6 protein-coding genes are annotated in these 8,613 nt (G+C 57.5%); 2 read left to right on the top strand and 4 right to left on the bottom strand.

The window, feature by feature from the left end:
• Positions 1-85: 85 nt before the first annotated feature.
• Genes ilvC through QP503_RS08765 form a run of 3 tightly spaced genes read right to left on the bottom strand, consistent with a single transcriptional unit; the run spans position 86 to position 3,371 of the window.
• On the bottom strand, positions 86-1,111 hold the full coding sequence (ilvC, locus tag QP503_RS08755) for a ketol-acid reductoisomerase (RefSeq protein WP_006681796.1): 1,026 nt from the start codon (positions 1,109-1,111) through the stop codon (positions 86-88).
• 2 nt (positions 1,112-1,113) lie between these two features.
• The gene (gene ilvN, locus QP503_RS08760; RefSeq protein WP_006681797.1) at positions 1,114-1,626 is read right to left on the bottom strand and encodes an acetolactate synthase small subunit; all 513 of its coding nucleotides are present in this window, start codon (positions 1,624-1,626) and stop codon (positions 1,114-1,116) included.
• A 5-nt stretch (positions 1,627-1,631) separates the two neighbouring features.
• Positions 1,632-3,371, bottom strand: coding sequence for an acetolactate synthase large subunit (locus QP503_RS08765; protein WP_040318740.1), 1,740 nt, complete (start codon positions 3,369-3,371; stop codon positions 1,632-1,634).
• 407 nt (positions 3,372-3,778) lie between these two features.
• On the opposite strand from QP503_RS08765, the gene QP503_RS08770 reads away from it, so the two are divergent.
• On the top strand, positions 3,779-5,374 hold the full coding sequence (locus tag QP503_RS08770) for an aspartate:alanine exchanger family transporter (RefSeq protein ID WP_006681799.1): 1,596 nt from the start codon (positions 3,779-3,781) through the stop codon (positions 5,372-5,374).
• Positions 5,375-5,572: 198 nt separating this feature from the next.
• Complete coding sequence (locus tag QP503_RS08775) at positions 5,573-6,745, top strand: hypothetical protein (protein WP_006681800.1); 1,173 nt, start codon at positions 5,573-5,575, stop codon at positions 6,743-6,745.
• Positions 6,746-6,822: 77 nt separating this feature from the next.
• Here the strand turns inward: QP503_RS08775 and QP503_RS08780 are convergent, their stop codons facing one another.
• Complete coding sequence (locus QP503_RS08780; RefSeq protein WP_006681801.1) at positions 6,823-8,352, bottom strand: threonine/serine exporter family protein; 1,530 nt, start codon at positions 8,350-8,352, stop codon at positions 6,823-6,825.
• Positions 8,353-8,613: the final 261 nt, after the last annotated feature.

Here is an 8,613-nt window from a genome sequence, read left to right on the forward strand (position 1 = left end):
CACCTTGAGGGTGGCCGCCACAATGTCTCTGCGAGCCTCCGTCATGCTTCCCTAGTGGAAGGCGACATCACTCGCGCGGAATCGATCAGCGAGCTGCGGAACCATCGGTGTAGTCGGAGTCTGCCGAGGTCCAGCCGAAGGCCTTGCGGAGCTTCTGGCCGGTCTTTTCGATCGGGTGCGCTTCGTTTTCTGCACGCAACGCCTTGAATTCGAGGCCGCCGTTGTCCTGGTCGGCGATGAAGCGCTTGGCAAAGGTGCCGTCTTGGATGTCGGCAAGGACCTCCTTCATGGCTTCCTTGACCTGCGGGCCGATGACGCGTGGGCCGGAGACGTAGTCGCCGTACTCTGCGGTGTCGGAGCAGGACCAACGCTGCTTGGTCAGGCCACCCTCGTTGATCAGGTCAACGATGAGCTTCAGTTCGTGGCAGACCTCGAAGTAGGCCATTTCGGGCTTGTAGCCAGCTTCGGTCAGGGTTTCGAAGCCGTACTGGATAAGCTTGGAAACGCCACCGCAGAGGACTGCCTGCTCGCCGAAGAGGTCGGTTTCGGTTTCTTCAGTGAAGGTGGTCTCAATGACGCCTGCGCGGGTGCCACCGATTGCCTTGGCGTAGGACAGTGCGAGTGCGAGCGCCTGGCCGGATGCGTCCTGCTCGACACAGACGAGGGCCGGAACACCCTTACCTTCGAGGAACTGGCGACGAACGGTGTGTCCCGGGCCCTTCGGGGCGACCATGCAGATGTCGTGGCCGGCTTCGGGGGCAATGTAGCCGTAGCGGATATTGAAGCCGTGCGAGAAGAACAGTGCGGCGTCGTCCTTGAGGTTCTTGGCGATTTGCTCTGCGTAGACGAAACGCTGGACCTGGTCCGGAACCAGGATCATCACAACGTCACCTTCGGCCACAGCTTCGGAAACGTCCTTGACAGTCAGGCCAGCGGATTCAGCCTTGTCCCATGAGGAAGAGCCCGGACGCAGACCAACAACCACGTCGACGCCGGAATCCTTGAGGTTGAGCGCATGGGCGTGACCCTGCGAGCCGTAGCCAATGATGGCAACCTTCTTGGACTGGATGATCGACAGATCTGCACCGTCGTCGTAGATGATCTCAGTCATTGTCATTTCTCCTTCAATTGATCCGTGATCGAGCGTGATCCGCGGCCGATCGCCACAGCGCCCGACTGGACGATTTCTGTCACACCGTACTGCTCAAGGGAGCGGACAAGTGCTTCGAGTTTAGATAGTGAGCCAATAGATTCGATGACGACCGTTTCCGTCTGCACGTCGACGACGTGAGCACGGAAGAGGTCGACAACCTGCAAGACGCCGGTGCGACGCTTTTCGTCGGCGCGCACTTTGATCAGGAGGAGGCGACGTTCCACGGAGTCTTCCGGTTCAAGCTCCACAACCTTGAGCACGTTCACCAGCTTGTTCAACTGCTTGGTGACCTGTTCGAAGGGTTGGTCTTCTGCTTTGACGATGATCGTCATGCGGGAGATTTCGGGATGCTCAGTTTCACCCACGGTAAGCGAGGTGATGTTAAATGCGCGACGCGCGAACAGTGCCGAGACGCGGGTCAGGACACCGGGCTTGTTTTCAACAAGCACGCTCAGAGTATGTGTTTGTGCCATGATTTTCAGTCCTCCACATCCCAGTCGGGTGCCATACCCTTGGCATAGCGGATTTCATCGTTCGACACACCTGCTGCGACCATCGGCCACACCATGGAGTCCTTCGAGACTCTAAAGTCGATCAGGACAGGGCGGTCGTTGATGGACATGGCCCATTCGATAGCCTCGTCGACTTCGTCGATAGAACGGACGGTGCGCGCTGCCATACCGTAGGCGGTGGCGAGCATTTCAAAGTTCGGGATCTGCTCTCCGTCAACGGGGTTGAGCGTTGTATTGGAGTAGCGCTTGTCGTAGAACAGCGACTGCCACTGACGCACCATGCCGAGCACGGAGTTGTTGATCAGGCAGACCTTGATCGGAATGTTGTTCACCGTGCAGGTGGCCAGTTCCTGGTTGGTCATCTGGAACGAACCGTCACCGTCGATTGCCCACACAACGTTGTTCGGCTTGCCGACCTGGGCGCCCATGGCGGCGGGGATGCTAAAGCCCATGGTGCCCAGACCAGACGAGGATATGAAGTGCCTCGGCTTGTCGGACTGGATGAACTGAGCCGACCACATCTGGTGCTGGCCAACGCCGGTCACGTAGATAGCATCGGGGCCTGCGATCTTGGACAGTCGCGACAGGACTTCCTGCGGGGCCATCATGCCGTCTTCAGTCTTCGTCCACCCCATCGGGTAGCGGTCCTTCAGACGGTTGAGGTAACGCCACCATCCGGAGATGTCATCGCCCTGGTCCTTCTTCTTCATCGCGACGATTTCGTCAACGAGCATCGGAAGCGCGTCGGCGAGGTTACCGACGATCGGAATGTCCGCGAATCGGTTCTTCGAGATCTCAGCGGCATCAATGTCGATGTGCACGATCTTCGCACGAGGCGCGAAAGAATCGAGGTTGCCGGTCACGCGGTCATCGAAGCGAGCACCGAGTGTGACGATCAGGTCGGAGCGTTGCAGAGCACCGACGGCTGCCACGGTTCCGTGCATACCAGGCATACCCAAGGTGTGTGAATCAGAATCTGGGAATGCACCACGTGCGGTCAAAGTAGTGACGACCGGAGCGTCGGTTGCCTCAACCAGTCGAGCAAGATCATCGGTTGCACCCGAACGGATCATGCCACCGCCGACGTACAGCACCGGGGCTTGCGCTTGAAGGATTGCCTCTGCAGCCTGGCGCACTTGGCGCTTGTGAGGCTTGGCAGCTTCTTTGTAACCGGGCAGGTCCATGGCGGGTGGCCAAGAGAAGTTCATCTGGGCAGTCTGCGCGGACTTCGTGACATCAACGAGGACCGGGCCGGGACGACCAGTCGACGCAATCTCGAAGGCTTCAGCCAGTCGAGATGGAATCTCTGTAGCGTCGGTGACAAGGAACGCATGCTTCGTCAGTGGCATCGAGGCGCCAACAATATCGGCTTCTTGGAATGCATCGGTGCCAATCAGGGAGGCACCCACCTGACCTGAAATCACGACCATGGGGACGGAGTCCATGTTTGCGTCGGCCAGCGCTGTCAGGGTGTTTGTTGCACCCGGGCCGGATGTGACAATCGCACAACCGACCTTGCCGGTAGCAAGAGCGTAGCCTTCAGCGGCGTGGCCTGCACCCTGTTCGTGACGAACAAGAATGTGATTGAGCTTTGAGCTCATCAACGGATCATAAGTAGGAAGAATTGCGCCACCGGGCATGCCGAACACGTCGGTCACGCCGAGAGCTTCAAGGGAAGCAATAATCGCTTGCGCCCCGGTCATCATCTGCGTGGGAGCAGTGTCTTTCACCGCTGGGTCCTCTCTATGTGTGGGTGGATCTCAACAAAAAATCCCCAGCCGCGTCATAGCGATGGGGATTAGGCGTGCGATCCATCCGTTTTCACGCGGCAGGATTCGCACGCCCGGGTACGATGACCAGGACGGAAATACCAACCGAGAGAATGTTGAACACGGGTAAACCGTATGCCCACTAGGGCCTCGCCCCGCCTTTTATCTCACACTGCGGAATCTGAATCTCATCGCCTTTGTCGTTTCATTTGCATACGTGACACAAACGATAGGTTTTCGGCGCTTTATCCGTCACAGATAGGACGATGAACTAATTACCTTTGCGGACAAACCTGCAATAATGGGCGTGATTACTCCGTCAACACAACATTGGAGTCGTAACTGTGGAAACAGTATTCGCTCTGCTGGCTGAGCAGCCAGTTCTCTTCCTCTTCCTGCTCATTGGCATCGGTATGGCGTTTGGCCATATCAAGGTCAAGGGCATCGGTCTCGGTGCTGCGGCCGTTCTGTTCTTCGCCATTATTTTGGCGGCGTGGGCACAGGCATACGGCATCGAGCTTCGCGTGACCCCGCAACTGGGAACGCTCGGCCTGACCCTCTTTACCTTCGCTATCGGTATCAACTCCGGCGCGTCCTTCTTCCATAACTTGAAGACCGCTGTCGGCCCGATCTTGACCGTCGTTGTGCTCTACGTCGTCGCGGCCGGCGTTGGCCTTGGCGTTGGTAAGGCCCTCGGCATGGATATCGCACTGATCTCGGGTACGTTCGCTGGCGCGGTCACGAACACCCCCGCTCTTGCAGCCGCCGGCGAAGCCTCAGGTCAGTTGGACCGCGCAACTGTCGGCTACTCGATTGCCTACCTGTTCGGTGTGATCGGTATGCTCGTAGCTTCTGCCGCAGCGCTCTCCTACGGCAAGAACGACCGCGATACTCCTTCCCCGCTGGCGAACCGCACAATCCGCGTTGAGCGCGACGATCACCCGTTCGTTGGCGACATTTACGAGAAGCTCGGGTCGAAGGTCACATTCTCGCGTCTGCGTCGTGGTGAGACCGGCCCGATCACCCGCCCGTCGATGTCTGACACTCTGGACCCGGGTGACTTGGTGACCGTCATAGGTCCTCGTGAATTGGTTGCTCGCGCAGCAACTGAGCTGGGTCACGCTTCTTCACACTCCCTTATGCAAGACCGCACTTACCTTGACTTCCGTCGCATGACGGTTTCCGATCCGAAGGTTGCCGGTCGCGCGGTTGCTGACCTAGAGATGGCGAAGCACTTCTCCGCAACGATCTCCCGTGTGCGTCGCGGTGACGTTGACATGGTTGCCGAGCCGGGCTTAATCCTTCAGCAGGGTGACCGTGTTCGCGTTGTTGCTCCTACCTCCAAGATGGAAGCCATCACGAAGTTCTTCGGCGACTCGGCTCGTGGCCTTTCGGATCTGAACCCGATCGCGCTGGGTCTCGGTATGGCGCTCGGTATCGCGATCGGTGAACTCCCGATCCTGACCCCGTCCGGTGAATACTTCTCGATCGGTTCGGCAGCAGGCACCCTGATCGTTGGCTTGGTCTTCGGTCGTCTGGGCCGTATCGGACCGCTGGTCACTGCGCTGCCCTTCACCGCTTGCCAGGTTCTTTCTGAGTTCGGTCTGTTGGTCTTCCTCGCACAGGCTGGCGCCAATGCTGGTGGACAGATTGCGAACGCCTTCACCTCCGGTGACTGGATCAGGATCTTCATCCTGGGCTTCGTCATCACGACGATCCTTGCAGTTGGCACCTACGTCATCATGCGTTGGATCTTCAAGATGGGTGGCACGCAGCTGTCCGGCTTCCTCGGCGGTCTGCAGACCCAGCCGGCTGTTCTGGCATTCGCCAACGGTCGCACGAACTCGGATCCGCGCGTTGCCCTTGGTTACGCTCTGATCTACCCGGTCGCAATGGTCGGCAAGATCTTCGTGGCCCAGATCCTCGGCGGACTTGGCTGATCCTTTCATCTTCCGCTGATCTCTGATTGACGAGGCCGGGCGGGCACCACGCAAGTGGTGTCCGCCCGCTTCTTTATCTTTATCTTTAATTCGACGAGATGAACGCCAGCATGCTTGCCTTACGCTTTCAAACCCCTTTGGATGCTCCCCTCTCTTAGAATGGTGACGCCCCATCATTGTTTGCTCGAGGAGCGTTCCATGAGTTTGCGTTTCAATCCACCACCTAACTGGCCGAAACCGCCTGACGGTTTTACTCCCGGGCCGGGGTGGAGCCCCGATCCTTCGTGGAGTTCTGCACCGGCGGGCTGGCAACTGTGGGTCGATGACGGTATTGCTTCACCTTCGAGTATTCCAGGGAATGATCCTTCGTCACCGAGCGCCTTCTCGTCCGACGCATCTGTGTCCTCGGCTTCAGCTGGAGCCTCGTCCCCCTACGCGCCAGGCGGAAGTGGGCGCACGACCACCGCGAGCCCACCCCATAGTGCTAGGCAGAATGCTCCTCTACCCCAGACACGGACACCCGCTGCCGCCAACCAACCATGGGCGACGCCACCAGCTGCTGGTTCGCCAACGGACGCTGGGAACCCGTATACGCAGTTCGCGCGGGGAAGCATGCCCTCCTATGCGCAGGCGAACGCTCAGAGGAAGTCATCAACGAACCGAACCGTCGGGATTGTCCTCGGCTCCGTCGTTGGAATCTTCTTTATCACCATCGCCCTGGCAGTGATCGGAATCCTGAACCCGGACGACGAAGAGGATCCGACGGCCTGGCGTGGATCTGATCCAGGCTGGCCCACCTCGGCCTTCTCAGAGACACCAAACGAAGTCAAAATGAAGGACGGGTCATCACTTGCCGATTCGCTTCCGTCCGGCACAACTACAGAAAAGTTCGGTTTCAGCGCAAAAAGCCCCGCTGACCCGCAACTCCATTATTTGACTATGTACGACAGTGAGGTGGATTCCTCGGGTCTTCCCGTCACTTCAATCAACGTCGAACTCGGTGCAGTTGACTGGAATGCAGGGCCGGCAATCCTTGCTGAGCTGACGGAGGAAGGTATCGAGAGCCTTTATACGGAACCTGATGCAGGCGAAGTCTGGATTCGTGTTCCCGTCACCATCACCTACCACGGTGAAGACACGTTCAATTCCTTCGATCTTGATCTGACATACTCCAATGACGATTCCTTCGCTTTTGCCGAATATTCCTACACTGACAGCGATTTCTCTATCATTGATATGCCGGGCGACGGCCAAACAGCAACCGGATACTTCAATTTCATGATTGATGAAGAGAACGCAACTGCGCAGCAGGGCATATTTGAGGTCTCAGCCTTCTACACAACTCCATCGCTGTTTATGTCAGCGAAATAAGACGGTGTCCTGACAGAGGTGTGGGGGTCTCAGGCAGTGCCTGAGACCCCCACACCTATGAAAAGTCGGACGCTACGTTACTCGCTCAATTCTTGGTTTGAGGATGTATCATCTGGTGTTCTTGCTTCGGCAAGCGACTGCTCACTCAGAGCCTCTTCACCGCCAGCAGCTCCAACTGTTTCATGTACTTGGGCAGAAGTGTGGTCATTGGCCACCGTGTCAGCGCTGTCTGTAGGGCTGAACGAATCTGGGAGGACCTCGTCCAGGAGAGGCACAACGGGCGCCGATTCCGTGAGCCAGTTCTTATCCGTCAGCATTCGCGCCACAGCAAGACCCATGCCGATACCCACGATCGTGAAAATAACGGTGAATAGCGACTGGAGGGCTTCGAGCATCTGGCCGTTGTTCAAGTAGGTGAGCGAACGGTAAAGCGGAACACCTGGGATCATGATGACCACCGCCGGGACAGATAACGTCACTCGAGAGAACCGCGTGCGCTCCGCTGCAAACGTTGCAAGGAGGCCTGCAGCAAGGGCTGCAAGACCGACAGCTGCGGGCGTCTGAACATCAAGCTCGTCAACCAGAGCAAGACGCCCAACGTTGATAAAAGCACCAATCAATGCCGCCGTTCCCGCTACTCGCGTTGGCGAGTTAAACAGGACAGCAAAGCCAAACGCCGCGACAAAGCTCGTGATAAACCGCAGAGTATAGAGCAACCAGGGGGTGAGGATGTAGCTGTATTCGGGAGTGACAGACCAGTGGAAGACTGTTGACACTACCCAGGTGGCGACGCCCGCAGACAACAAGAGCATGAAGACGTACGTCAGACGACCTAGACCGCCTTGGAAATCGTGTCGGACCAGGTCAATAATGCCCGTCACTAGCGGGAAGCCAGGGACTAGGAACAGCATTGCTGAAATAAAACCAGCTTGGTGCGTAGGCTCAAGGCCAAGGAAGTGCTGTGCAGGGGCAACGAGAAGGATGTAGATGAGCGCCGCGACTGCACCACAACTCATCCACACTCCGAAGTGGTTCATGTGACGGTGGAGCATCTGACGCCGAAGCGCCTGGCCAAAGAATGCTGCGACTGCAACAGCTGAGCATTCAACCCAGCCGCCACTGTTCAGGAATGAGAAGGCAGCACAGGCAAGTCCAGATGCTGCAGCGTTCGGAAACCAGTCATACAGTGGCTTCACCCGTTCGATTTCGTCAAGCGCTTTTTCAGCGTCTTCAACCAGAACTGCCTTGCCTTTAATAGAAGCGACGTAGTTGTTAAGCCTGTCGATACGGTCGGCATTGACGCCCATTTGGCGTTGTTCAGCAAGACCAGTACGGAAGGTGCCGTTCGCATATGCGGTGGCGATGATCTCCGTGTAGGTGACTTGCGCGTGATGCTCTGCGATACCTACTGCTTTGGCAAGCGTTGTCATTGAGTTTTTTACGCGATATGCACTGGCACCGCTTGCCAGGAACATCTGACCGAGTCGCAACACCACGCGTGACTGGTGGGCAAGACGATCATGGGCGGCCGAACGGTAAGCCTGAATGCCCTCGGGGGCACCTTCGATAATGTAGCCCGATGACACTTGATTGGTCGTTTCACTCATAGAACAAGCATTCCACCCTAATGGAATAAAGAAGGCGGTCTATCGTCACAGACGGCTTGTAGCGTCGGACACGTTGCCGACTGTTGTGCCGGCAATTGGCTGGCACCGTCTGAGATTGCCAGCACACACACGTGAGGCCGTGAAAGCCCTTTTGGGTTTTCACGGCCTCAGCGTTGAAGTGTTGTTGCGGCGGTGTCCTACTCTCCCACACTCTGTCGGGTGCAGTACCATTGGCGTTTGTGGGCTTAGCTTCCGGGTTCG

Source organism: Pauljensenia sp. UMB0895, assembly GCF_030218905.1.
Lineage (GTDB): Bacteria > Actinomycetota > Actinomycetes > Actinomycetales > Actinomycetaceae > Pauljensenia > Pauljensenia turicensis_A.

What these genes read in the sequence shown, in the direction of transcription:
- QP503_RS08775 (WP_006681800.1), top strand. Translation starts at nt 5,573, where the DNA reads ATGAGTTTGCGTTTCAATCCACCACCTAACTGGCCGAAACCGCCTGAC.
- ilvC (WP_006681796.1), bottom strand. Translation starts at nt 1,111, where the DNA reads ATGACTGAGATCATCTACGACGACGGTGCAGATCTGTCGATCATCCAG.
- QP503_RS08765 (WP_040318740.1), bottom strand. Translation starts at nt 3,371, where the DNA reads ATGATGACCGGGGCGCAAGCGATTATTGCTTCCCTTGAAGCTCTCGGC.
- ilvN (WP_006681797.1), bottom strand. Translation starts at nt 1,626, where the DNA reads ATGGCACAAACACATACTCTGAGCGTGCTTGTTGAAAACAAGCCCGGT.
- QP503_RS08780 (WP_006681801.1), bottom strand. Translation starts at nt 8,352, where the DNA reads ATGAGTGAAACGACCAATCAAGTGTCATCGGGCTACATTATCGAAGGT.